This is a genomic window from Pseudonocardia sp. (assembly GCF_035305885.1).
Taxonomy (GTDB): Bacteria; Actinomycetota; Actinomycetes; order Mycobacteriales; family Pseudonocardiaceae; genus Pseudonocardia.
Map to the genome: position 1 here is coordinate 1 of NZ_DATGOP010000024.1, position 23,187 is coordinate 23,187.

A 23,187-nucleotide genomic window follows, 5' to 3' on the forward strand; every position below is an offset into this window, starting at 1 on the left:
GCGCTGCCCGACTCGGCCCTGCACGCCGTGCTCGACATGCTCGCCGGCCGCTACCCGTCGGAGGAGTTCGGCGAGCTGCGCGCCCGCATCACGTGGGACCGCGTCACCGACACCCTGCAGGGCCGGCCCGGGGCGCAGCGGCTCGCCGTCACCTCCGGCGGCACCATCCCCGACCGCGGCCTGTTCACGGTCATGACGCCCGGCGGGGCCGACGGGCGCGGGTCGCGCGTCGGCGAGCTCGACGAGGAGATGGTCTACGAGTCCCGGGTCGGCGACACGTTCCTGCTCGGCACGTCGAGCTGGACGGTCGAGGACATCACCCACGACCGCGTGATCGTCACCCCGGCGCCGGGGCAGCCCGCCCGGATGCCGTTCTGGAAGGGCGAGCAGATCGGCAGGCCGCTGGAGCTGGGGCGCGCGGTCGGGGCGTTCGTGCGGGAGATGGCGAGCCTGCCGGAGGAGGCGGCGCGGGAGCGGGCCGCGGCGGCGGGGCTCGACGAGTGGGCGATCGACAACCTCGTCGCCTACCTGCAGGAGCAGCGGGAGGCCACCCGGCACGTGCCGAGCGACCGCACGATCCTCGTCGAGCGGTTCCGCGACGAGCTGGGCGACTGGCGGCTCGTCGTGCACTCGCCGTTCGGGTCCAAGGTCAACGGCCCGTGGGCGCTCGCGATCGCGGCCCGCATGCGCGAGCGGCGCGGCGTGGAGGTGCACGCTTCGGCCGCCGACGACGGCATCGTGCTGCGGCTGCCCGACGCCGTCGACGACTCCGGCGCCGAGGTCATGCCCACCGCCGAGGACGTCCTGCTGGAGCCGGCCGAGGTGGAGCAGGTGGTCGTCGCCGAGCTGGGCGGCTCGTCGCTGTACGCCTCGCGGTTCCGCGAGTGCGCGGCGCGGGCGCTGCTGCTGCCGCGCCGCGACCCGCGCCGGCGCACCCCGCTGTGGCAGCAGCGGCAACGCTCGGCGCAGCTGCTCGCCGTGGCCGGGCGCTACGAGCAGTTCCCGATCACGCTCGAGGCGATGCGCGAGTGCGTGCAGGACGTCTACGACCTGCCCGGCCTGCGCGAGCTGATGAGCGACGTGCAGGCGCGCAAGGTGAAGGTCGTCGAGATGACCACGCCCGCGCCGTCGCCGTTCGCGCGCAGCCTGCTGTTCGGCTACGTCGGGATGTTCCTCTACGAGTCCGACGCCCCGCTCGCCGAGCGCAGGGCCGCGGCGCTCTCGCTCGACTCCACGCTGCTGGCCGAGCTGCTCGGGTCGGAGGCGATCCGGGAGCTGCTCGAACCCGAGGTGGTGTCGGAGGTCGAGGCGCAGCTGCAGCGGCTCGCGCCCGAACGGCACGTGCGCGACGCAGAGGGCGCGGCCGACCTGCTGCGGTTCCTCGGCGACCTCACCACCGCCGAGGCCGAGGCGCGGGGTGCGCGCGAGGAGTGGCTGCGCGAGCTGGAGGCCGCCCGGCGCGTCATCCGGGTGCGCATCGCGGGCGAGGAGCGCTGGCTCGCGATCGAGGACGCGGGCCGGGTGCGCGACGCGCTCGGCGTGGCGCTGCCGGTCGGGGTGCCCGAGACGTTCACCGAGCCGGTGGCCGACCCCCTCGGCGACCTGGTGCTGCGCTACGCCCGCACACGCGGGCCGTTCGCCGCGGCCGAGTGCGCGGCCCGGTTCGGGCTCGGGGTCGCGGTCGTGGCGGGCACGCTCGACCAGCTGGTGGGCTCTGGGCGCCTGGTGCGCGGAGAGCTGCGCCCGCTCGCGCTGCAGCCCGCGGGGGCGCACGCGGTCGACCCGGTCGAGTACTGCGACGCCGAGGTCCTGCGGCGGCTGCGGCGGGCCTCGCTCGCGCGGCTGCGGGCCGAGGTCGAGCCGGTGGAGCAGCGGGCGCTCGGCCGGTTCCTGCCCGCCTGGCAGGGGGTGCAGACCGCGCCCGGTGGCGACCGGCGCGCCCGGATGCGCCGGGCCCCCGGTGCGGAGGACGTGGTCGGCGTCGTCGAGCAGCTCGCCGGGGCGCCGCTGCCGGCGAGCGCGCTGGAGTCGCTGGTGCTGCCCGCGCGGCTGCCCGGCTACACGCCCGCGCTGCTCGACGAGCTCACCGCGGCGGGCGAGGTCACCTGGACCGGCTGCGGCCCGCTCGCCGGCACCGACGGCTGGCTCGCCGTCGCCCCCGCCGACGTCGCCGACCTGCTGCTGCCCGAGCCCGAACCGGAGCTCGCGGCCACCCCGCTGCACCGGGCCGTCCTCGCGGCGCTGGGCCTGCCGGACCTCGACGCCCCGCCCGTCGGGGGTGGCGCGCTGTTCTTCCGCGAGCTCGCCGACCGCACGGCGCGCACGCTGCTCGACGCCGGGGAGCAGGCGCCCACCGACGACGCGGTGGTGTCGGCGATCTGGGACCTGGTCTGGGCCGGGCTGCTCACCAACGACACGCTCGCCCCGCTGCGGGCCCGGCTCGGCGGCGGCCGAGCGCCTGCGCACCGCACGCGGCGCACCCCGGGCCGGGGACGGTACGCGCAGCTGCGCGCGGGCCGCCCCGCGCTGCCCACGCGCACCGGCCCGCCGTCGGTCGCCGGGCGCTGGTCGCTCGCGGTCCCCCGCGAGCCCGACCCCACCCGCCGCGCCCACGCCCGCGCCGAGGCGTTCCTCGAGCGCCACGGCGTGCTCACCCGGGGCGCGCTCGGCACCGAGCGCGTGAGCGGCGGCTTCGCCGCGGTGTACCGGGTGCTGCGGGCGATGGAGGACTCCGGGCGGGCCCGCCGCGGCTACGTCGTCGAGGGGCTGGGCGCCGCGCAGTTCGCGGTGCCCGGGGCGATCGACCGGCTGCGGGCGCTGTCGCGGCCCGAGGGCGACGCGGAGTCCCGGCCGTCCAGCGTGGTGCTGGCCGCGGCCGACCCGGCCCAGCCCTACGGGGCGGCGCTGCCCTGGCCGCCCACCGTCGGGGAGAGCAAGCACCGCCCCGGCCGCAAGGCGGGCGCGCTGGTGGTGCTCGTCGAGGGCGCCCCGGTGCTGTACGTGGAGCGGGGCGGGAAGTCCCTGCTGTCGTTCAGCACCGAGCGGTCCGAGCTGGTCGCGGCCGCCCAGGCCCTCGCGGGCGTGGTGCACGAGGGCTGGCTGGGCAGCCTCGCGGTGGAGCGCGCCGACGGCGTCGGCTCGCTCGGCTCCGACCTCGCCGAGGTGCTCACCGAGGCCGGGTTCCGCGTCACCCCGAAGGGCCTGCGCCTGCGCGCCTGAGCGAGCACCAGGTCGGTGCCGCCCACGGTTGCGGTAATCGCTGGCGCCCCGGCCGTGCTCGCGGCACGCTCCACGCCGTGCTCACCGTCGCGCCCCACCTGCTGCGCCCCTGGTTCACCCCCGAACGACCGGGCCCGCTCGTGTACGAGCACGTCACGCGCACCGGCCACGGCACCGTGTGGGTGGACCGCTGGCCCGACCCGCGCGTCGTGGTCGCCGAGGTCAGCGGCAACCTCTCCGTGCGCGGGGACCCCGCCCGGGTGGGGCCGGAGGCCCTGGCCCGGTTCTCCGGCTTCGTCGACGCCCCACCCGAATGGCTGCCCGTGCTGCGGGCGTCCGACCCGGGGGTCGCCGCGTGGGACCGGGTGATCGCCGTCCTCCCCGACTCCGCACCGACGCCGCCGCCCCATCCGGGCGTCCGGCTGCTCACCCCCGACGACGTGCCCGCGCTCGCGTCGTTGAGCGCCGACAGCTCGTGGATCGCGAAGACCTGGGGCGACGTCGAGGGCATGCTCGCGGCGGGGGTGGCCCGCGGGGTGGTGGTCGACGGCCGGATCGCGGCGATCGCGCTGCCGTTCTACGTCGGTGGCACCTACGAGGACATCGGCGTGGTCACCGAGCCCGGGCACCGCCGGAAGGGCTTGTCCACGGCGTGCGCGGGGGCGGTGATCGCCGACATCCGCGCCCGCGGGCACGTGCCCACGTGGTGCACGTCGCCGGACAACCTGGCAAGCCGCGGCGTCGCGGCGAAGCTGGGGTTCGCGCACGTGCGCGACGACGTCCTGTACGCCCTGCGCACCCCGATCCCGAAGCCGGGCTAGAGCAGGCCGCGCTGGTAACCGGCCGCCACCGCGGAGGCGCGGTCGCGCACGTCGAGCTTGGCGTAGATGTGCAGCAGGTGGGTCTTGACCGTCGCCTCGCTGATGAACAGCGCCCGCGCCGCTTCGCGGTTGGTCGAGCCGGCCGCGACGAGCCGCAGCACCTCCAGCTCCCGCGCCGACAGCGCCTCCTGCGCGGGCGCGCGGACCTGCCCCATGAGCCGCCCCGCCACGGTAGGCGACAGCACCGCCTCCCCGCGGTGGGCCGCCCGCACCGCGCGCAGCAGCTCCTCGCGCGGGGTGTCCTTCAGCAGGTAGCCGGTGGCGCCCGCCTCGATCGCCGGCAGCACGTCCCGGTCGGTGTCGTAGGTGGTGAGCACGAGCACCCGCGCGCCGGGCACCTCGCGCCGCAGCTCGCGGATCGCGTCGACGCCGCCCATGACCGGCATCCGCAGGTCCATCAGCACGACGTCGACCGGGGTGGCCCGCGCCCGCGCGAGCGCCTCGGCGCCGTGGCCCGCCTCCCCGACCACCCGCATGTCCGGCTCGCCGTCGAGCACGCCGCGCAGCCCGTCGCGGACGACGGGGTGGTCGTCGACGACCAACACCCTGATCGGCTCCATCACCTGCTCCCAGTCACCCGGCCCCGTCACCCAGCCCCGTCACCCGGCCTCTGCCGCGATCGCCGGCACGCTCGCGCTCACCGCCGTGCCCTCGCCCGGTGCGCTCTCCACGCTGAACGTCCCCGCCACCCGGCGCACCCGCTGCTCCATCGCGAGCAGCCCGAACCCGGCCCCGTCGCGCGCACCGGGGCCGAAGCCGCGCCCGTCGTCGCGGACGTCGAGCACGACCACGTCGTCCATGTAGGACAGCGTGAGCCCGACCCTGCGGGCCTGCGCGTGTTTGGCGACGTTGGCGAGTGCCTCCTGCGCCACCCGGAACAGCGTGACCTCCAGCTCGGGCAGCAGCGGACGCGGGTCACCGGTGGTGTCGCAGGTGAGCTCGACGCCGCTGGTCTCGGCCCAGGCCTCGGCCATGTCGGCGACCGCGTCGGGCAGCCGGGCCTCGACGAGCTGCCGCGGGCCCAGCGCGTCGACCGAGCGGCGGGCCTCGGTGAGGCTCTCGCGGGCGAGCGCCGTGGCGGTGTCGATGTGGCGGCGGCGCACCACCGGGTCGTCGTCGGCGGCGCCGGCCGCCTCGAGCTGGGTGACGATGCCGGCGAGCCCCTGCGCGATCGTGTCGTGGATCTCCCGGGCCAGTCGGGCGCGCTCGTCGAGCATGCCGGCCTCCCTGGCCTGGGCGAGCAGCTGCGCGTGGAGGCTCGCGTTCTCCTCGAGCGCCTCGGACAGCCTGCGGGTGGTCGCGCCCAGCTCGTCGATGATCTCGCGCCGGCGCGTGCTCTGCTGCGACATGAACACGCCGAGGTAGGTCCCCCCGCCGCCGAGGAGCGCGTTGGCCACGGTCAGCACGGCCATCCCGGCCGCAAGACCCGGCGTGAACTCGGCGAACCGGCCACCGACCTGCGAGTACGACACGACCGCCGCGCCGGCGACGACGGCGGCGAACCGCCAGTGCCCGCGCAGGAACGCGAACGCGTGCAGGTAGACCGCGAGCACCTGGAACCCGAACAGCGGCGACGCGTACACCAGTCCGACCAGCGACGCGAGCAGCCCGCACAGGTAGACCGCGCCCGCGACCGGGTGCCGGGCCCGCGGCGCCGCGCCCGCGGTGAACACCGCGCACCACGCCACCGTCGCCGGGAGCAGGAGGCCGATCACGAGCCACGGCCACGCCGGTCCCCCGGCCAGGAACGGCGGGGTGAGCGCGAGCCCGATCGCGAGACCCGCGTAGGGGGCGTAGCGGGCGATGACGGTGTCGATGCGGTGCTCGACGGCGTCGAGCCGGCGCGCGGTCCGCTCGGCTCCCGCCGCCGGATCGCTCACCGCCGTCATCGCCTCGCTCCCACCCGGCCACGGTATCGCCGCAGCCCACCGCCGTTCGGACGTGATCCATGGTGCGCGGGCGGAGGCGTCCGCGCGATCGACCGGACCGCGCGCCCCGTCAACCGATCGGTGGATGCCGGCGGTTCGCGCTACCGTCGCCGACGTGCCCGAAGGCGACACCGTCCACCTCACCGCGAAGCGGCTGCGGGCGGCGCTGGCCGGGCACGTGCTGCAGCGCGGGGAGCTGCGCCACCCGAAGCTCGTCGAGCACGACCTGTCCGGCCGCACGGTGTTGGACGTCCGGTCGGTCGGCAAGCACCTGTTCACGCGGTTCGACGACGACCGCAGCCTGCACAGCCACCTGCGCCTGGACGGCTCGTGGCACCTCTACCGGCCCGGCATGCGCTGGCAGCGGCCCGCCCACCAGGCCAGGGCGGTGCTGGAGACGGCCGAGCGCACGGCCGTCGGGTTCAACCTGCACGACCTGGAGCTGCTGCCCACCGCCGAGGAGCAGCGCCTCGTCGGGCACCTGGGCCCCGACCTGCTCGACCCCGAGTGGGGCGAAGAGCACGCCGCGGAGGCGTTGCGCCGGTTCACCGCGCGCGGGGCGTCCGAGCTGGGGCTGGTGCTGCTCGAGCAGCGGGTGATGGCTGGCATGGGCAACCTCTACAAGACCGAGGTGTGCTTCCTGCTGGGCCTGTCGCCGTGGACGCTCGTGCGCGACGTGCCGGACCCGGCGGCCGCGATCGCGCTCTCCCGTGAGCTGCTGCTGCGCAACGCCGACCGGCCGCAGCAGTCCACGACCGGCGACCTGGCCCGCGGCCGGCAGACCTGGGTGTTCGAGCGGGGCGGTCAGCGGTGCCGCCGCTGCGGCGCCCGCATACGCACGGCGCTGCAGGGCGAGGGCGTGCACGCCCGCACGGCCTACTGGTGCCCCACCTGCCAGCCGGGCCCGTCGCCGGCCCCGGCGCGCAGGCGCCGCGGCCCGCGGGGCTGACCGGCTCAGGCGGTGCCGGACTGCTGCTGCTTCTCGACCTGCTGGGTGGGCGCGGCGGCCTGGTCGCCCGCGGTGACCTCCCCCGCGACCGGGCTGCCGTGCAGGGAGGCGCGGATCTGCTCCAGCCGGCTCGCGCCGGCCATGTCCACCGTGGACTGCTGGACCTCGAGCATGCGGGCCTGCACCGTGTTCTGGGCCAGATCGGCCTGGCCGAGGGCGTTGGCGTAGCGGCGCTCGATCTTCTCCCGGACCTCTTCCAGCGACGGGGTGTTGCCCGGCGCGGTGAGCTCGGTCATCTGGCGCAGGGAAGCGGCCGCCTGCTCCTGCATCTTCGCCTGCTCGAGCTGGCTGAGCAGCTTGGTGCGCTCGGCGATCTTCTGCTGCAGCAGCATCGAGTTGCGCTCGACGGCCTGCTTGGCCTGCGCGGCGGCCTGGATCGCCTGGTCGTGCAGGGTCTTGAGGTCCTCGACCGACTGCTCGGCGGCGACCAGCTGGGTGGCGAACGCCTGGGCGGCCTGCTCGCGCTGCTGGGCGGTGGCCTCGTCGCCCGCGGCGCGGGCCTGCTCGGCCAGCACCAGCGCCTGGCGGGCGGACGCCTGCAACTTCTCGATCTCGCCGAGCTGGCGGTTGAGCTTCATCTCCAGCTGCCGCTGGTTGCCGATCACGGCCGCCGCCTGCTGGGACAGCGCCTGGTGCTGCCGCTGGGCCTCTTCGATGGCCTGCTGGATCTGCACCTTCGGGTCGGCGTACTCGTCGACCTTGGACGAGAACAGCGCCATCAGGTACTTCCAGGCCTTCGTGAAAGCGTTGGCCATCTGCTCCGCCCTCCGAGTGCGGCGCGCTCGCCGCTGCCAGTTCGTTCGTCGTTCCAGCGCCCCGGCCCGCCGGGTGCCCTGGGCCCCATCGTGGCACCGGATCGTCCCGGCTTCCACTGATCGACGACGATATCGGGGATCATCCGGAGGCCGCCGTCGGGGCGACCCGGACCTCAGGCTACCGGGCCGAACGCCGATACGTCGGCGCCGGACGGGCCCTGGACGTGCTTCGGGCGCCCGCCGCGTGCGCGGCGGACGCCCGGATCGCGGAGGTCGGTCAGGCCCTGGATCAGGCCACGGAGGCGAGCGCCACCGGCTGTGGCGGGACCGGCGCGGCGGGCCGCGGCGCCACCGGGGCGACCGGCGCCGCCGGTGTCATCGGGGTGAACGGCCCCTCGTCGTCGGCGCCCGCCAGGCGCAGGTCCATGTGGCGCAGCCCGATGGGACGGCGCAGCCGCGCCGCCTCGGCCGCGACGGTCTCGGCCGCGATCGCCTCGGCCGCCTCCGCGAGCAGGTCGGCCAGGGCGATGTCGAGGGCCTCGCAGATGGCGGCGAGCAGCTCGCTGGAGGGCTCCTTGCGGCCCCGCTCCACCTCGGACAGGTACCCCAAGCTCACGCGCGCGCGGCGTGACACCTCCCGCAACGTGCGTCTGCGTGCCTTGCGCACGCGCCGCAGGCTGCCGCCGATCGCCTCTCTCATCAGCACCGCCATGCGACACACTCCTCCTCGCTCGCCGGTAGCGGCCGCCCGCAACCAGTGAGATCACCGTACCGACTTCCCGCCCGCCGCGTCGTCGACCGCACGTGCGCGGCGCGTACGCCCACGGCGAACACGCGCTCAACCTGCGGCTGCTGCCGCCGCCCGCAGCCGCAACGCGCGCAGCACGTAGTCCACCCCGGTGCCGACGGTGAGCGCCAGCGCGACCCCGAGCACGGACCAGCGCAGCACCCAGAACGCGGTCGCCGCGCCGAACAGCTCCGGCAGCGGCAACAGGAACAACCCGATGGCGATGGCCTGGAACAGCGTCTTCGCCTTGCCGCCCCGGCTGGCCGGGATGATCCCGTGGCGCAGCACCCAGAACCGCAGCGCCGTGATCCCCAGCTCCCGCCCCATGATCACGATCGTGACCCACCACGGGATCTGGCCGAGCATCGACAGGCCGACGAGCGCGCTCCCGGTGAGCGCCTTGTCCGCGATGGGGTCGGCGATCGTGCCGAAGGCGGTGACGAGGCCGCGGCTGCGCGCGAGCTCGCCGTCGAACCGGTCGGTGATCGCGGCGAGGACGAAGACGCCCGTAGCGGCGTACCGCCAGCCCACGTCGGTCCCGTCCTCGGCGAAGAGCACCACGAGGAACACCGGCACCAGGAGCAGCCGGACACCGGTGAGGACGTTCGCGATGTTCAGCAGCGGCGGTGGGCTCGCCGGCGCAGAGCTCACCCCGACTCCCGGGCGCCCGCCGCGGCGAGATCGCTGCGCGGGAGCCGCTCCCGCGGTGACACCAGCAGGTCGGCCCCCTCCGTTCCGACGACGACGGCGCGCACCATCTCACCCACCTCCAGACCGGAGCCGCGCTCGATCACGCACTCGCCGTCGACCTCGGGGGCCTGGTGGTCGGCGCGCCCGGTGCACTCGAAGTCCTCGTCCTCCTCGGCCTCCACGAGCACCGTGACCTCGGTCCCCACCCGGTCCTCCGCGCGCTGGGCCATCAGCTCCTCGGCGAGCGAGGTGATGTGCTCGACGCGGCGGGAGATCTCCTCGGGCGGGAGCTTGCCGTCGTAGCCGGCGGCCTCGGTGCCCTCCTCGTCGGAGTAGCCGAACACGCCCACGGCGTCCAGCCGGGCCTCGGTGAGGAACGCCTCCAGCTCCGCGAGGTCCTCCTCCGTCTCGCCCGGGAAGCCCACGATGACGTTGCTGCGGATGCCCGCCTCCGGCGCGAGGGCGCGGATCCGCTCGCACAGGCCGAGGAAGTCCTCGCGGGAGCCGAACCGGCGCATGCGCCGCAGCACCGACGGGCTCGCGTGCTGGAACGACAGGTCGAAGTAGGGGGCCACCCCCGGCGTGGTGGCGATGACCTCGAGCAGATCGGGGCGCAGCTCGGCGGGCTGCAGGTACGACAGCCGCACGCGGTCGATGCCCGGCACGTGGGTGAGCCGCGGCAGCAGGCGCGCGAGCGCCGTGGTGCCGCCGGGCAGGTCCTTGCCGTAGGAGGTGGAGTTCTCGCTGACCAGCACGAGCTCGCGCACCCCGTGCATGCCGAGCCACGCGGCCTCGGCGACGACGTCGTCCGGCGGACGGGAGACGAACGCGCCGCGGAAGGACGGGATCGCGCAGAACGCGCAGCGGCGGTCGCAGCCGGACGCGAGCTTCAGCGGCGCGACCGGGGCGTCGGAGAGCCGGGTGCGGGCGAGGTCGGGCACCCACGAGTGCCCGGGGACGGCGACGTCGCCGGCCGCCGCGGGCCGCTCCACCGGCGTGATCGGCAGCAGCGTGCGCCGGTCGACCGGGGCGTGCGGGGCGGGCGCGTGGCCCGCCAACACGTCGGAGAGCCGCTCGGCCAGCTCCGGGTAGGCGTCGAAGCCGAGCACGGCGTCGGCCTCGGGTAGGCTCTCGGCGAGCTCGGCGCCGTAGCGCTCGGCGAGGCAGCCGACGGCGACCACCTTCGCCCCGCGGGGCGCGGCGGCGTCGGCGGCGGCGAGCAGCGTGTCGATGGAGTCCTTCTTGGCCTGCTCGACGAACCCGCAGGTGTTCACGACGATGACGTCGGCGGTGCCGGAGTCGGCGTCCACCAGCTCCCAGCCGCTGCCGGTGAGCCGACCGGCGAGCTCTTCGGAGTCGACCTCGTTGCGGGCACAGCCGAGGGTGAGCAGGGCAGCACGCCGCGGAGCGTCGGGTTCGACCACGGGCACCAGGGTATCTGCCGGGGTCTTCTAGTCTGTCGGCTCGTGGGGAGACCACTCGTGCGGCGGGCCCGCACCGCCGACGTCCGGACCATCAAAGAGCTCGTGGACCACTACGCCGGACGGGTCCTGCTCGCCAAGGAACTGATCACCCTGTACGAGTCCGTGCCCGAGTTCCTCGTGGCGGAGCTCGACGGCGAGGTGGTCGGCTGCGGCGCCCTGCACGTGCTCTGGGAGGACCTCGGGGAGATCCGCACCGTCGCGGTGCACCCGCGCGTCGTCGGCCGCGGCGTGGGGCACGCGATCGTCTCCAACCTCATCGACGGCGCGCGCGAGCTGGGTCTGCAGCGGCTCTTCGTGCTCACGTTCGAGAAGCAGTTCTTCTCCCGCCACGGGTTCGAGGAGATCGACGGCACTCCCGTGGAGCCGGACGTGTTCGCCGCGATGCTGCGCTCCTACGACGCCGGTGTGGCCGAGTTCCTCGACCTCGCGCACGTCAAGCCGAACACGCTCGGCAACGTGCGCATGATGCTGCACCTGTAGCCGTCCCGACGTAGCCTGCGGTCCATGGCCGCCCCGGTCGCCGCGCCCGCGTTCCGCGCCTGCGAACGCGCGCCCGCGCCCGGGCTGCTGCCGTACGTGACCGCCTACACCGGCTACCGGCAGGAGGCGAGCGCGCCGTCGGTGCACCAGGGCGTCGCGTCCGGGCACCTGACGTTCCTGCTCTGCCTCGACGGGCGCGTCGAGATGCTCGCCAACGCCGACCCGCGCCACCCGCCGGGCAGCTTCACCGCCGCGGTCGGCGGGCTGCACGACGCTCCGGCGCGGATCGCGCAGGGCGACCCCCAGACCGGGCTGCAGCTGCGGCTCACCTGGCGCGGCGCCCGGGCCGTGCTCGGCCTGCCCGCCGCCGAGCTCGCGGGCAACACCGTCGACCTGCACGACGTGCTGGGCCGGCGCGCGGACGCGCTGCTGGAGCGCCTCGCCGCGGCCGACGGGTGGCCCGCCCGGTTCGCCCTGCTCGACGCCGAGCTCGCGGCGCTGGTGGCGGGCGGCCCGGGCGAGCGGGGGATCCCGCCCGAGGTCGGCTACGCGTGGGACCGGCTCGTCGAGACCGGCGGCAACCTGCGCATCGAGGAGCTGGCCCGCGAGGTGGGGTGGAGCAGGCGGCACCTCGCCGGGAAGTTCCGGGCCGAGACCGGGCTGGGGCCGAAGGCCGCGGCCCGGGTGATCCGGTTCGAGGCCGCGTGCGACCGGCTGCGCGCGCCCGACCGCCCGTCGCTCGCCCGGGTGGCCGCGGAGGCGGGCTACGTCGACCAGGCCCACCTGTCGCGCGACTTCCGCGACCTCGCGGGCATCCCCGCCACGGCGTGGCTCGCCGAGCGGGAGGGCGGCTGAGGCACCCGGCCGCGCTCGGCGCGAGCCGGCGCGACCCCCAGGGCGGTGGGAGCTCGCGCCGGAAGCACACGGGGTGCGGGCCCGGTCCGTGTGGTCGCTGGGCACCCGGACCCCGTCGACGATCCGGTCGCCGGGCTCGACTGTGGAGCCCAACGCGCGGTGGGAGGCGGTGGATCCCGTGTTCGCGGGCGAGGTGATCGCCCGGACCGTCCGCCTGCCCGCCTTCGCCGCGCTCCTCGAAGAACGCCGCCCGCTCGAGGAACGCCGCCCGCTCGAGGAACGCGGTGCAGAGGCGCCGCGCCCGGGCAGCTGCGGGTCGACGCCCACGAGGTGGGTGGACGCCTCGTCCGCGGCGTCGGCCGAGCCGAACCCCACCAGGGAGGCCCGGATCCCGGCCTCGTCCTCGACCACGAGGCCGGTGCGCGCGAAGTGCTGCAGCAACGGCCTCGGCAGGACCGGTGCGAGCTCCCGCGCCTACTCGGGCGTGCGCGAGTCGCTCCAGCGGGCCGGCACGCGCCGCACGATCACGCCGTGGTCGTCGACGCGCGCCTGCCGCATCCGGCTCACCCGTCGTCGTCGCCCGCCGGCTCGGGGCCACCGCCCCGGATGAGGTACAGCGCGTTCTCCAGCTCGTCCGGCTTGACCAGCACCTCGCGCGCCTTCGACCCCTCCGACGGGCCGACGATCCCCCGCGTCTCCAACAGGTCCATGAGCCGCCCCGCCTTCGCGAAGCCGACCCGCAGCTTGCGCTGCAGCATCGAGGTCGACCCGAACTGCGAGGTGATGATCAGCTCGGCCGCCTGCAGCAGCAGGTCCAGGTCGTCGCCGATGTCGGGGTCGATCTCCTTGGCCTCGCCCGCCTTCTGCGTGGTGACGCCCTCGGTGTAGGTCGGCTCGGCCTGCTCCTTGACGAAGGAGACGACGCTCGCGATCTCCTCGTCGCTGACGAACGCGCCCTGCATGCGGATGGGCTTGCTCGCCCCCATGGGCAGGTACAGCCCGTCGCCCATGCCGATGAGCTTCTCGGCGCCGGGCTGGTCGAGGATCACGCGCGAGTCGGTGAGCGACGACGTGGCGAACGCCAGCCGCGACGGCACGTTCGTCTTGATCAGGCCGGTGACGACGTCGACGGACGGGCGCTGGGTGGCGAGCACCAGGTGGATGCCCGCGGCGCGGGCCTTCTGCGTGATCCGCACGACCGCGTCCTCGACGTCGCGGGGCGCGGTCATCATCAGGTCGGCGAGCTCGTCGACGATGCACAGGATGTAGGGGTACGGCCGGTACTCCCGCTCGCTGCCCAGGGGCGCGGTGATCTCGCCCGAGCGCACCTTCCGGTTGAAGTCGTCGACGTGGCGCACCCGGTTGGCCTGCATGTCCTGGTAGCGCTGCTCCATCTCCTCCACCAGCCAGGCGAGCGCGGCCGCCGCCTTCTTCGGCTGGGTGATGATGGGCGTGATCAGGTGCGGGATGCCCTCGTACGGGGTGAGCTCGACCATCTTCGGGTCGATCAGGATCATCCGGACCTCGTCCGGGGTGGCCCGCGACAGCAGCGACACCAGCATCGAGTTCACGAAGCTCGACTTGCCGGAGCCGGTGGAGCCCGCGACCAACAGGTGCGGCATCTTCGCCAGGTTGGCGACGAGGAAGTGGCCCTCGATGTCCTTGCCCAGCCCGATGCCGAGCGGGTGCTGCTCGGCGCGGGCGGCCGACGAGCGCAGCACGTCGCCGAGGCGCACCATCTCCCGGTCGGTGTTGGGCACCTCGATGCCCACCGCCGACTTCCCGGGGATCGGCGCGAGCAGCCGCACGTTGTCGGTGGCGACGGCGTAGGAGATGTTGCGCTGCAGCTGGGTGATCTTCTCGACCTTCACGGCCGGGCCCAGCTCGATCTCGTAGCGGGTGACGGTCGGGCCGCGGGTGAAGCCCGTGACCTGGGCGTCGACGTTGAACTGCTCCAGCACGCCCGCGATCGCCTCGATCATGGCGTCGTTGGCGCGGCTGCGGGTCTTCGGCGCGGGCCCGCCGGGCAGCAGGTCGCTCGGCGGCAGCTTGTACGGGGTGCCGTCCGCGCTCTCCGTCGGCTGCACGGTCATCCGCAGCTGCTCGCCCACCGCCGCCTGCGGTTCCGGCTCGGCGGGCGGCGCGGCCGGCACGGCCGCGGGCTTGCGCTTCGGCGCGGACGGAGTCGCTTCGGCAGCGGGCGGGTCCAGCGCGTCGGGGGTCTCGTCCGGGTCCTCCCGGTAGACGTCGGCCACCCGGGAGGCCTGCCGCCTGCGCGCCGGGCGGCGCAGCGCGATCGACGGCGTCTCGCTGCCGGCGTCGGTGGCGCCCTCCTCCTCGCCGGACCGGGCGGGCTCGTCGACGGCCTGCCCGGTGAGGCGCCGGAACCGGTTCGGCACCTCGCGCACGGGGGTGCCGGTCAGCACCAGGAACGCGTAGCAGGACAGCAGCACGAGGACCGGCACCGCCACCCACTGGGTGAGCCCGGTGGCGAGCGGCGTCGCGGCGAGGTAACCGAGCGCTCCCCCGCCCCGCGGCCACTGGGCGGGCTCGTCGGGACGCCCGGCCGCGAGGTGCACGAGCCCGAGGACGCCGAGCGTGAGCAGGAGCGAGCCCACGGCGATGCGCGGCCGCGCCTCCGGGTGCGGCTCCGAGGCCATGAGCAGCACCCCGATCGCCACCAGCAGCACCGGCAGCACCCCGGACCCGAGCCCGATCACCGCGGCCACGGCTCCGGAGAGCCAGTTGCCGACCGGTCCGCCCGCGCCCCACCAGATGCCGGCGGCCGCGACGACGCCGAGCACGAGCAGCGCGACACCGAGGCCGTCGCGGCGGTGGGCGGGGTCGAGCTCGCGGGTGCGCCCGACCATGCGGCCCACCGACCTGCCCAGCCGGGCGATCCCGCGGCCGACGCCGTCGATGCCGCGGTCGATCAGGTCGGGCTGCCTGCGCGCCGGGGCGCGGCGGGTCGAGCGGCCACGCGTGGTGCCGCGCGAGGTCGACGTGCGGCGGCCCCGCGACGATCGCCGCGGCGACGCCGCCCCGGACATCGCCGCGGTGCTCCTCCCGCCGCCGGCGGTCGTCCGTCCTGCCATGCGTCCCACGTTATCCGGCGGTGACGCCCGGTCCGGTGACCGACATGCGGCCCGCGCCCACCCCGGGGACCGGCGGGGGATCAGCGGTAGCGGGTGAGCACCACCCACGTCGTGGTCCGCACCGTCTCGCGCCAGCGCTGGATGCCGTCGAGCACCTCGTCCAACTCGTGCGCGCTCGGCGCCGTCACCAGCACCATCAGGTCGTACTCGCCGGTCACCGACTCGATCTGCTCCACCCCGGGCATCGCGGAGAGCCTGCGGACGTAGCCGGCCACGTCCGCGGTGCGCACGACGACGCCGACCCGGGCGCGGTGCGCGGCCGGGCTCTCGGGCCACGCCACCTCGGCGCGGTACCCGCGGATCACGCCCGCCCGCTCGAGGCGGCGCACCCGCGCCAGCACCGCGGTGCGCGACAGACCGACCGCGCGGCCGAGCTCGGCCATCGAGGCGCGGCCGTCGGCCGCCAGGTGGGCGAGCACCCGGCGGTCGAGGTCGTCGAGCTGACGATCCGTCGGCGACACGCGCCACATCGTGGCACTTCGTCGCGGATACCGACGCTCGACGCGCTGCGGGCCGACGATCTTCGAACCGACACTGCGGGTATGACCGTTGCACCCGAGCGCGTCCACGAGACGCTGCGCCGCCACCTGCTCGTCGACGGTTTCGACCTGGTGCTCGACACCCGGGCGAGCCGCGGGTCCTGGCTGGTGGACGCCCGGGACGGGTCCCGCTGGCTGGACATGTTCAGCTTCTTCGCGTCGGCCCCGCTCGGGATGAACCACCCGGCGCTCGTCGACGACCCGGAGTTCCTCGCCGAGCTCACCGAGGTGGCGGTGAACAAGCCGTCCAACTCCGACATCTACACCACCCACATGGCGGCGTTCGTCGAGACGTTCGAGCGCGTCCTCGGCGACCCGGAGCTGCCGCACCTGTTCCTCGTCGAGGGCGGGGCGCTGGCCGTGGAGAACGCGCTCAAGTGCGCGTTCGACTGGAAACGCAGGCACAACGCGATGCACGGGCGCGGAGAGCACCTCGGCACGAAGGTGCTGCACCTGCGCAAGGCGTTCCACGGGCGCAGCGGCTACACGCTCTCGCTCACCAACACCGACCCGCGCAAGACGGCGCTGTTCCCCACCTTCGACTGGCCGCGCATCGACGTGCCGGCGATCCGCTTCCCGATCGACGTGGCCGCGGTCGAGGAGGCCGAGGCCCGCGCGCTCGCCCAGGCCCGCGCGGCGTTCGCCGCCCACCCGCACGACATCGCCTGCTTCATCGCCGAACCCATCCAGGGCGAGGGCGGCGACAACCACATGCGCGCGGAGTTCCTGCAGGCGATGCAGCGGCTGTGCCACGAGAACGACGCGCTGTTCGTGCTGGACGAGGTGCAGACCGGCTGCGGCATGACCGGCTCCGCGTGGGCCTACCAACAGCTGGGCCTGCAGCCGGACGTCGTCGCGTTCGGCAAGAAGCTGCAGGTCTGCGGGATCATGGCGGGCCGGCGCGTGGACGAGGTGCCCGACAACGTGTTCCGGGTGTCCTCGCGCATCAACTCCACCTGGGGCGGTGGGCTCACCGACATGGTGCGCTCGCGGCGCTACCTGGAGGTCATCGAGTCCGAGGGGTTGATCGAGCGGGCCGCGGCACTCGGCAAACGGCTGCTGGACGGGCTCGCCACCGTCCCCGAGGTCGACAACGTCCGCGGCCGCGGCCTCTTCGTGGCCGTGGACCTGCCCACGCCCGAGGCGCGCGACGCCGCGCTGGCCCGGCTGCACCGCGAGGAGAAGGTGCTGATCCTGGGCGGCGGGGAGCGCTCCATCCGGTTCCGCCCCGCCCTCACCGTCGGCGAGGAGGGGCTCGACCTCGCCGTCGCCGCGCTCGCCAGGGCGGTGCGGTCGTGAGCGCGCACGAGGTCGGGGCGTACGTCGGCGGCACGTGGCGCGCCGACGACCCCGGCGGCCGTCTCACGTCCGTCGACCCGGCCCGCGAGACGCCGGTCGCCACCGCCCTGCTGTCCGACGCGGGCGGGTTCGTGGACGCCTGCCACGTCGCCCGCGAGGCGCAGCGGGAGTGGGCCGCCGTGCCCGCGCCGGTGCGCGGCCGCGTCGTCGAACAGATCGGCAGGCTCGTCGAGGCCAACGCCGACGCGCTCGCGGCGCTCGTCACCCGCGAGATCGGCAAGCCGATCGTCGAGTCCCGCGGCGAGGTCCAGGAGGTCATCGACACCTGCGCGTTCTTCGCCGGCGAGGGCAGGCGCCTGTACGGGCAGACCGTGCCCAGCGAGATGCCCGACAAGCAGCTGTTCACGTTCCGGGTGCCGGTCGGGGTGGCCGCGATCGTCACCGCCGGCAACTTCCCGGTGGCCGTGCCGTCCTGGTACCTGGTGCCGGCGCTGCTGTGCGGCAACGCGGTGGTGTGGAAGCCCGCCGAGTACACGCCCGCGATCGCCGAGGCGTTCACCGAGCTGTTCGTCCGCGGCGGGCTGCCCGCCGGCGTGCTCAACACCGTGCTCGCCGACGGCCCGACCACGTTCGACGGCCTGTCCGCCGCGCTCGACGCCGGGCTCGTCGACAAGATCGGCTTCACCGGCTCGTCGGCGGTCGGCGTGCGCATCGGCGAGCTCGCCGGGCGGCACCTGCAGAGCCCCTGCCTGGAGCTGGGCGGGAAGAACCCGCTCGTCGTCATGCCCGACGCCGACCTCGACCTCGCCGTCGAGGGCGCGCTGTTCTCCGGGTTCGGCACGGCGGGCCAGCGCTGCACGTCGCTCGGCACGGCGATCGTCCACGCCTCGGTGCACGAGGAGTTCCTGCGCCGCTTCGACGCCGCCGTCCGCTCGGCGGAGGTCGGCGACCCGACCCGCACCGACGTGCTCTACGGGCCGATGATCAACGCCCGCTTCCTGGAGACGTTCGAGCGGCACCTCGACCTGGTCCGCCCGCACCACGCGCTGCACGGCTCCACCGGAACCGGCCGGATCACCCGCGCCAACCCGCGCGGCGACTTCACCGGCGAGCCCGGGCTCTACGCGCACCCGACGATCGTCGACGGCGTCACCGCCGACGACGAGCTGTACCGCACCGAGACGTTCGGCCCCATCGTCGGCGTCGCGACGTTCGAGACGTTCGACGAGGCGGTCGCGCTCGCCAACGACCACGGCTACGGCCTGTCCGCGGCGATCTACACCTCCACCCCGGTGCACGCGTTCCGGTTCCGGGAGCGGGTCACCGCGGGCATGGTGAGCGTCAACAACTCGACCTCGGGGGCCGAGGCGCACCTGCCGTTCGGCGGGAACGGACGGTCGGGCAACGGGAGCAGGCAGTCGGGGATCTGGGTGCTCGACCAGTTCACGCGGTGGCAGTCGATGAACTGGGATTACGCGGGCAAGCTGCAGAAGGCGCAGATGGACACCGCACAGCTGCCGGCGGACACCGACTTCCGGCTTCCCTGACGGCAGCGAGGCGGCGCGGCGGCAGGCCCCGAGGAGTAACGTCGCAGGTTCCCCGTTCGGGGACCGGCGAAATGGATCGCGAGGTGGCCGGTGTCGTCGCCAGACTTCCGACTGATCTTCGAATCGACCCCGGGCCTCTACCTCGTCCTCGACCCCGACTTCCGGATCGTCGCCGTCAACGACGCCTACGCGCGGGCCACGATGACCGAGCGCGGCGAGATCGTCGGGGAGGAGATGTTCACGATCTTCCCGGACAACCCGGACGACGCGACCGCCGAGGGCGTCAAGAACCTCAGGGCCTCGCTGGAGCGGGTCCGGCGGCACCGGACCACCGACGTGATGCCCGTGCAGAGGTACGACATCCGGCGCGGCGACGGGGGTTTCGAGGCGCGCTTCTGGAGCCCGACCAACGTGCCGGTGCTCGCGGCGGACGGGTCGCTGCGGTTCATCGTCCACCGGGTCGAGGACGTCACCGACTACCTGCGGCTGCAGCGCTCCGACGCGGCGCAGCAGCGCACCGTCGCCGCCCAGGCGTCGGCGGCGGCCCGGGCGAGCCGGGAGCTCAAGGAGCTCAACGCCGAGCTGGCCGACCTCAACCACCGGCTGACCGAGCTCGACACGCTCAAGAACCAGTTCTTCGCCAACGTCAGCCACGAGCTGCGCACCCCGCTCACGCTGATCCTCGCCCCGCTGGAGAAGCTGCTCGCGGAGATCCCCTCCGACGACCTGCACCACCAGCTGGTCGAGGTCGCCGACCGCAACGCCCGGCTGCTGCTGGCGCAGGTCAACGACCTGCTCGACGCGTCCCGGCTCGAGGCGGGTCGGGTCGACGTCGACTACGCCGACCTCGACGTCACCGCGCACGTGCGGCAGGCGACCGGGTTCTTCGCGACCCACGCGACCGAGCGGGGGATCGACTTCCGGGTGGTGGGGAACGGTCGGGTACGGGCCCAGCTGGACGCCGACCACCTCAACCGGATCGTGGTGAACGTCCTGTCCAACGCGTTCAAGGTCACGCCGCCGGGCGGGGTGGTGCGCTGCTCGGTCGAGCTCGGGGCCGGCGGGGCCCGGGTGGTCGTCGAGGTCGCCGACAGCGGCCCCGGCATCCCACCCGACCGGCGCGAGGTCGTGTTCGAGCGCTTCCGGCAGCTGGACGGCGCGCCCACCCGCGAGCTGCCCGGCACCGGGCTCGGCCTGTCGATCGTCCGCGAGCTGGTCGAGCTGATGCGCGGCGAGGTCGAGGTCGGGGACGCCCCGGAGGGCGGGGCGCTGTTCCGGATCACCCTGCCGGTGGCCGCGCCACCCGGCACGCCGGTCCGCCACACGACGCCGGTCCGGCCGGCCGCGCTGGTCCGGCCGGTGGCGCAGGCCGCCGCGCCGCCCGGGTTCGCGCCCCGGGGAGACGAGCCGGACGATCCGGCCCGCCCGGCGGTGCTGGTGATCGAGGACAACCCCGACCTCAACGAGCTGGTCTGCCGCACCCTCGCCGACCGCTACCGGGTGCACGCCGCGTTCGACGGGGAGGAGGGCCTGGCGATGGCCCACGACCTGCACCCGCGGCTGATCGTCTGCGACGTGATGATGCCCAAGCTCAGCGGCGAGGACCTCATCCGTCGGCTGCGCTCCGACGGCGAGGACTCGGTCCCGGTGCTGGTGATGAGCGCGCGGGCCGAGGAGGGGGCCCGCATGGCCACGCTGGAAGCGGGGGCCAACGACTACCTGGCCAAGCCGTTCTCGCTGACCGAACTGCGGGTGCGCGCCGACAACCTGGTGAACTCGGCCCTCCTGGCCGAGCGGCTGCACGTCGCCCAGCTCGCCGCCGACCGCGATCGGATCGCCACCGACCTGCACCAACGCGTGATCGGCTCCCTGTTCGAGGTCGGCATGCAGCTCGGCGGGGTGCGCGACCTGGCCACCGGGCGGGTCCGGGACCGCATCGACACGGCGATCACCCGCGTGGACGCCGTGATCCGCGAGATCCGCGCGACCATCTTCAAGGTCTGACCGAGCCGCCACGGCCGGCGAGGGACACTGTTCCCCGTGACCCCACAGGCGAGCGCCGCCCAGCGGCTCGGCGCGCACGTCCTCGCCGACGTCACCGACGTCGCGGACCCCGCGTGCTTCGACCCGGCCTTCCTCGTCGACGCGTTCCAGGACGCCCTCCGCGAGGCGGGCACCACCATCCGGCGCACCCTGGTCGAGGAGTTCACCCCGCACGGCACGAGCGTGATGGTCGTGCTCGCCGAGTCGCACGCCTCGCTGCACACCTGGCCGGAGCGGCGCACGATGCTCATCGACGCGTTCACCTGCGGGCCGGTGTCCCCGCTGCCGGTGGTCGAGAAGTTCACCGCGAAGCTCGGGCCGTGCCGGGTCGAGGTCACCCGGGTCGAGCGCGGCTGAGCCGCCACGATCCCGCCGGACCCGCTCGTGCCCGACACCCCACGCTCGAGGTGCACCTGACACTCCAGACAGCGCCGGCGGTGGTGAGACACACCCCGGGTGTGCGACGTCGCCCTGGGATGGGCCGGCGCGATGCGGGGCGCCGTCAGCAGCCGCCCGCGGGCCGGCGCAGGCTGAACGGCAGCACCGACCGGGAGCGCAGCGCCTCGGCGTCGAGGGTGGCCGGGGTGAACCCGAGCGCCCCCAGCCGCCCCACCGCCTCCCCCACCGGATCCGGGCCGCCGGCCCGCCGCCCGCAGAGGAACGCCCACTCGTGCTCGTCGCTCACGTACGGCACGACCTGGGCGAACACCTCGCCGAACCGGTCGAGCGCCGCGCGGAACGTGGCGTTGCGCCACAGCGCGGGGCTGCCCGCCTGCGACACCACCACCCCGCCGTCGGTGAGCAGATCGGCGCAGCGGCGCAGGAACGCCTCGCTGTAGAGGCGGTTGAGCTGCGCGTCGGGCTCGTCCGGCCGCTCGTCGGGCAGGTCGACCACCACGACGTCGTAGCGGTCCGCCGCGCGCTCGACGAACGCCAGCCCGTCGCCGTAGTGCACCCGGACCGGGCCCTCGTGCCGCTCGGCCGCGGCCAGCTCGGCCGGCGAGTAGCCGTACGGCAGGTGCTCGGCGCAGGCGCGCACGCAGTCGGGGTCGATGTCGACGTGGTCCACGACGCGCGCCCCCGCCGCGACCGCGAGCTGGGAGACCACCCCCTCGCTCGACCCGATCACCAGCACCCGGTCGCGGCGCGCCGCGAGCAGCGCCGCGGGCAGGTACAGCGCCTCGTGGTAGACGAGCTGGGTCGCCTCGGCGCTCTGCCGCTCGTCGTCGCAGAACAGCGTGACGCCGTGGGCGGTGTCGGCGATGAGCACGTGCTGGTACGGGGTACGCGCCTCGAACCGGACGGCGTCCACCCGCCAGTGCCGGGTGAGCCCGGCCCCGATCACCTCCACGACCTCCCGGTGCGCCATCAGCCCACCCCTCAGCCCACCAGGTGCACCGGCAGCGGCGGCAGCCCGTTGAACCCGACCGACGCGTAGGAGGCGGTGTAGGCGCCCGCGGCGAGCAGGTCCACCGCGTCCCCCGCCCGCAGCGACAGCGGCAGCGGGCACGGGGTGCGGCGGTACAGCACGTCGTCGCCGTCGCAGGTGGGCCCGGCCAGCACGACCGGCTCGGCCGGCCCGTCCCGGCCGGGCACCCGCAGCCGGTAGGCGATGGCCTCGTTCTCGGTCTCCGCGAGCCCGGAGTACCGGCCGACGTCGAGGTAGACCCAGCGCCGCTCGTCGACGCCGGGGCGGCGGGAGACCCGCAGCGCGGTCGCCCGGATCAGCCCGGCCTCGGCGACGAGCGCCCGGCCCGGCTCCAGCATCAGCGGGACGTCGCCCGCGGCGGCGCGGATCGCCGCGGCGTAGGCCGCGGCGTCCGGGACGGGCTCGCGGTAGGCGACCGGGAACCCGCCGCCGACGTCGACCACCGGCCGGGGCAGGCCCGCGTCCGCGGCCACCGCCAGCGCCTCGACCACCCCGTCGGCGAAGGCCTCCGGGCGCAGTTGCTGGGAACCGGAGTGGAAGGCGACCCCGTCGGCGACGAGCCCGGCGTCCGCCACGGCGCGGACCAGCCGGACCGCCTCCTCGCGCACCGCCCCGAACTTCGCGGCGAACGGGGTGGCGGACCCGGCGTCGGACACGAGCAGCCGCACCAGGACCCGCGCCCCGGGCGCGTGCGCGGCGAGCAGCTCGACGTCCTCGGCGCTGTCGGTGACGAACCGGCGCACCCCCGCGGCGTGCGCCGCGGCGACGTCGGCGGGCCCGCGCACCGGGTTGCCGTGGCAGATCCGCTCGGGGTCGGCCCCGGCGGCGATCGCGAGCCGCACCTCCCCGGCGCTCGCCACGTCGAACCCGCTGCCGAGGGCGGCCAGGACCCGCAGCACCTCCGGGTGCGGGCACGCCTTGACCGCGAAGTGCACGTCCGCGCCGGGCAGGAGCGTGGTGAGCCGGGCGTACCGGTCGGCCACCACCTGCGGGTCGAGCACCAGGAACGGCGTCGGGGGCGAGCCCGCGGCCAGGAACCGCTCGATGGCGGGGCTCGGCTCGGCGGGCGCCGCCCGTTCCACCACGG

General features: G+C 75.0%; 19 protein-coding genes. 9 read left to right on the forward strand and 10 right to left on the reverse strand.

What is annotated here, in order from left to right:
* A partial coding sequence (locus VKZ81_RS04175) for an Lhr family helicase (RefSeq protein WP_324240056.1) occupies window positions 1-3,219 on the forward strand: 3,219 nt, incomplete at its 5' end.
* Between the two features lie 77 nt (window positions 3,220-3,296).
* Window positions 3,297-4,040, forward strand: a complete 744-nt coding sequence (locus VKZ81_RS04180) for a GNAT family N-acetyltransferase (RefSeq protein ID WP_324240057.1) — start codon at window positions 3,297-3,299, stop codon at window positions 4,038-4,040.
* On the opposite strand, the gene VKZ81_RS04185 is transcribed toward VKZ81_RS04180, so the two are convergent.
* Together VKZ81_RS04185 and VKZ81_RS04190 are read right to left on the reverse strand one after the other, a co-directional pair.
* A complete protein-coding gene (locus tag VKZ81_RS04185; protein ID WP_324240058.1) occupies window positions 4,037-4,660 on the reverse strand; it encodes a response regulator transcription factor in 624 nt (207 codons plus the stop codon). The genes VKZ81_RS04180 and VKZ81_RS04185 overlap by 4 nt on opposite strands.
* Before the next feature lie 39 nt (window positions 4,661-4,699).
* Window positions 4,700-5,980 carry a sensor histidine kinase gene (locus VKZ81_RS04190; protein ID WP_324240059.1) on the reverse strand — a complete coding sequence of 427 codons (1,281 nt, stop codon included), beginning with the start codon at window positions 5,978-5,980 and terminating at the stop codon, window positions 4,700-4,702.
* A 163-nt stretch (window positions 5,981-6,143) separates the two neighbouring features.
* Here VKZ81_RS04190 and VKZ81_RS04195 point away from each other — a divergent pair, with 163 nt between their 5' ends.
* Complete coding sequence (locus VKZ81_RS04195; RefSeq protein ID WP_324240060.1) at window positions 6,144-6,977, forward strand: DNA-formamidopyrimidine glycosylase family protein; 834 nt, start codon at window positions 6,144-6,146, stop codon at window positions 6,975-6,977.
* Window positions 6,978-6,982: 5 nt separating this feature from the next.
* Here VKZ81_RS04195 and VKZ81_RS04200 read toward each other — a convergent pair whose 3' ends face one another.
* The 4 genes from VKZ81_RS04200 to rimO form a co-directional block, all read right to left on the reverse strand.
* Window positions 6,983-7,792, reverse strand: a complete 810-nt coding sequence (locus tag VKZ81_RS04200; RefSeq protein WP_324240061.1) for a PspA/IM30 family protein — start codon at window positions 7,790-7,792, stop codon at window positions 6,983-6,985.
* Window positions 7,793-8,081: 289 nt separating this feature from the next.
* The gene (locus VKZ81_RS04205; RefSeq protein WP_324240062.1) at window positions 8,082-8,504 is read right to left on the reverse strand and encodes a helix-turn-helix domain-containing protein; all 423 of its coding nucleotides are present in this window, start codon (window positions 8,502-8,504) and stop codon (window positions 8,082-8,084) included.
* A gap of 126 nt (window positions 8,505-8,630) precedes the next feature.
* Complete coding sequence (gene pgsA, locus VKZ81_RS04210; protein ID WP_324240063.1) at window positions 8,631-9,230, reverse strand: CDP-diacylglycerol--glycerol-3-phosphate 3-phosphatidyltransferase; 600 nt, start codon at window positions 9,228-9,230, stop codon at window positions 8,631-8,633.
* Window positions 9,227-10,693 carry a 30S ribosomal protein S12 methylthiotransferase RimO gene (gene rimO / locus VKZ81_RS04215; protein WP_324240064.1) on the reverse strand — a complete coding sequence of 489 codons (1,467 nt, stop codon included), beginning with the start codon at window positions 10,691-10,693 and terminating at the stop codon, window positions 9,227-9,229. Before rimO ends, pgsA begins: the two co-directional genes overlap by 4 nt.
* Window positions 10,694-10,735: 42 nt before the next feature.
* Between rimO and VKZ81_RS04220 the strand changes: the two genes are divergently transcribed.
* Both VKZ81_RS04220 and VKZ81_RS04225 read left to right on the forward strand, forming a co-directional pair.
* Window positions 10,736-11,233 (forward strand): amino-acid N-acetyltransferase, encoded by a 498-nt coding sequence (locus VKZ81_RS04220; protein WP_324240065.1) that lies wholly within the window; start codon window positions 10,736-10,738, stop codon window positions 11,231-11,233.
* Between the two features lie 24 nt (window positions 11,234-11,257).
* A complete protein-coding gene (locus VKZ81_RS04225) occupies window positions 11,258-12,088 on the forward strand; it encodes a helix-turn-helix transcriptional regulator (protein ID WP_324240066.1) in 831 nt (276 codons plus the stop codon).
* Between the two features lie 563 nt (window positions 12,089-12,651).
* Here the strand turns inward: VKZ81_RS04225 and VKZ81_RS04230 are convergent.
* Window positions 12,652-15,183 carry a DNA translocase FtsK gene (locus tag VKZ81_RS04230; protein ID WP_324240067.1) on the reverse strand — a complete coding sequence of 844 codons (2,532 nt, stop codon included), beginning with the start codon at window positions 15,181-15,183 and terminating at the stop codon, window positions 12,652-12,654.
* Window positions 15,184-15,263: 80 nt separating this feature from the next.
* Window positions 15,264-15,704, reverse strand: coding sequence for an Lrp/AsnC family transcriptional regulator (locus tag VKZ81_RS04235; RefSeq protein ID WP_324240068.1), 441 nt, complete (start codon window positions 15,702-15,704; stop codon window positions 15,264-15,266).
* Between the two features lie 81 nt (window positions 15,705-15,785).
* Between VKZ81_RS04235 and lat the strand changes: the two genes are divergently transcribed.
* From lat to speD, 4 genes are all read left to right on the forward strand, one after another.
* On the forward strand, window positions 15,786-17,081 hold the full coding sequence (lat, locus tag VKZ81_RS04240; RefSeq protein ID WP_324240069.1) for an L-lysine 6-transaminase: 1,296 nt from the start codon (window positions 15,786-15,788) through the stop codon (window positions 17,079-17,081).
* On the forward strand, window positions 17,078-18,628 hold the full coding sequence (locus tag VKZ81_RS04245; RefSeq protein ID WP_324240070.1) for an aldehyde dehydrogenase family protein: 1,551 nt from the start codon (window positions 17,078-17,080) through the stop codon (window positions 18,626-18,628). The genes lat and VKZ81_RS04245 overlap by 4 nt, the downstream gene beginning before the upstream one ends.
* Before the next feature lie 90 nt (window positions 18,629-18,718).
* Window positions 18,719-20,632, forward strand: coding sequence for an ATP-binding protein (locus VKZ81_RS04250; protein WP_324240071.1), 1,914 nt, complete (start codon window positions 18,719-18,721; stop codon window positions 20,630-20,632).
* Window positions 20,633-20,668: 36 nt separating this feature from the next.
* On the forward strand, window positions 20,669-21,028 hold the full coding sequence (gene speD / locus VKZ81_RS04255; protein WP_324240072.1) for an adenosylmethionine decarboxylase: 360 nt from the start codon (window positions 20,669-20,671) through the stop codon (window positions 21,026-21,028).
* Window positions 21,029-21,173: 145 nt separating this feature from the next.
* Here the strand turns inward: speD and VKZ81_RS04260 are convergent, their stop codons facing one another.
* Both VKZ81_RS04260 and VKZ81_RS04265 read right to left on the reverse strand, forming a co-directional pair.
* Window positions 21,174-22,040 carry a spermidine synthase gene (locus VKZ81_RS04260; RefSeq protein WP_324240073.1) on the reverse strand — a complete coding sequence of 289 codons (867 nt, stop codon included), beginning with the start codon at window positions 22,038-22,040 and terminating at the stop codon, window positions 21,174-21,176.
* Window positions 22,041-22,051: 11 nt separating this feature from the next.
* Window positions 22,052-23,185: a type III PLP-dependent enzyme gene (locus VKZ81_RS04265; protein ID WP_324240074.1), complete on the reverse strand. Its 1,134-nt coding sequence runs from the start codon at window positions 23,183-23,185 to the stop codon at window positions 22,052-22,054.
* Window positions 23,186-23,187 lie beyond the last annotated feature (2 nt).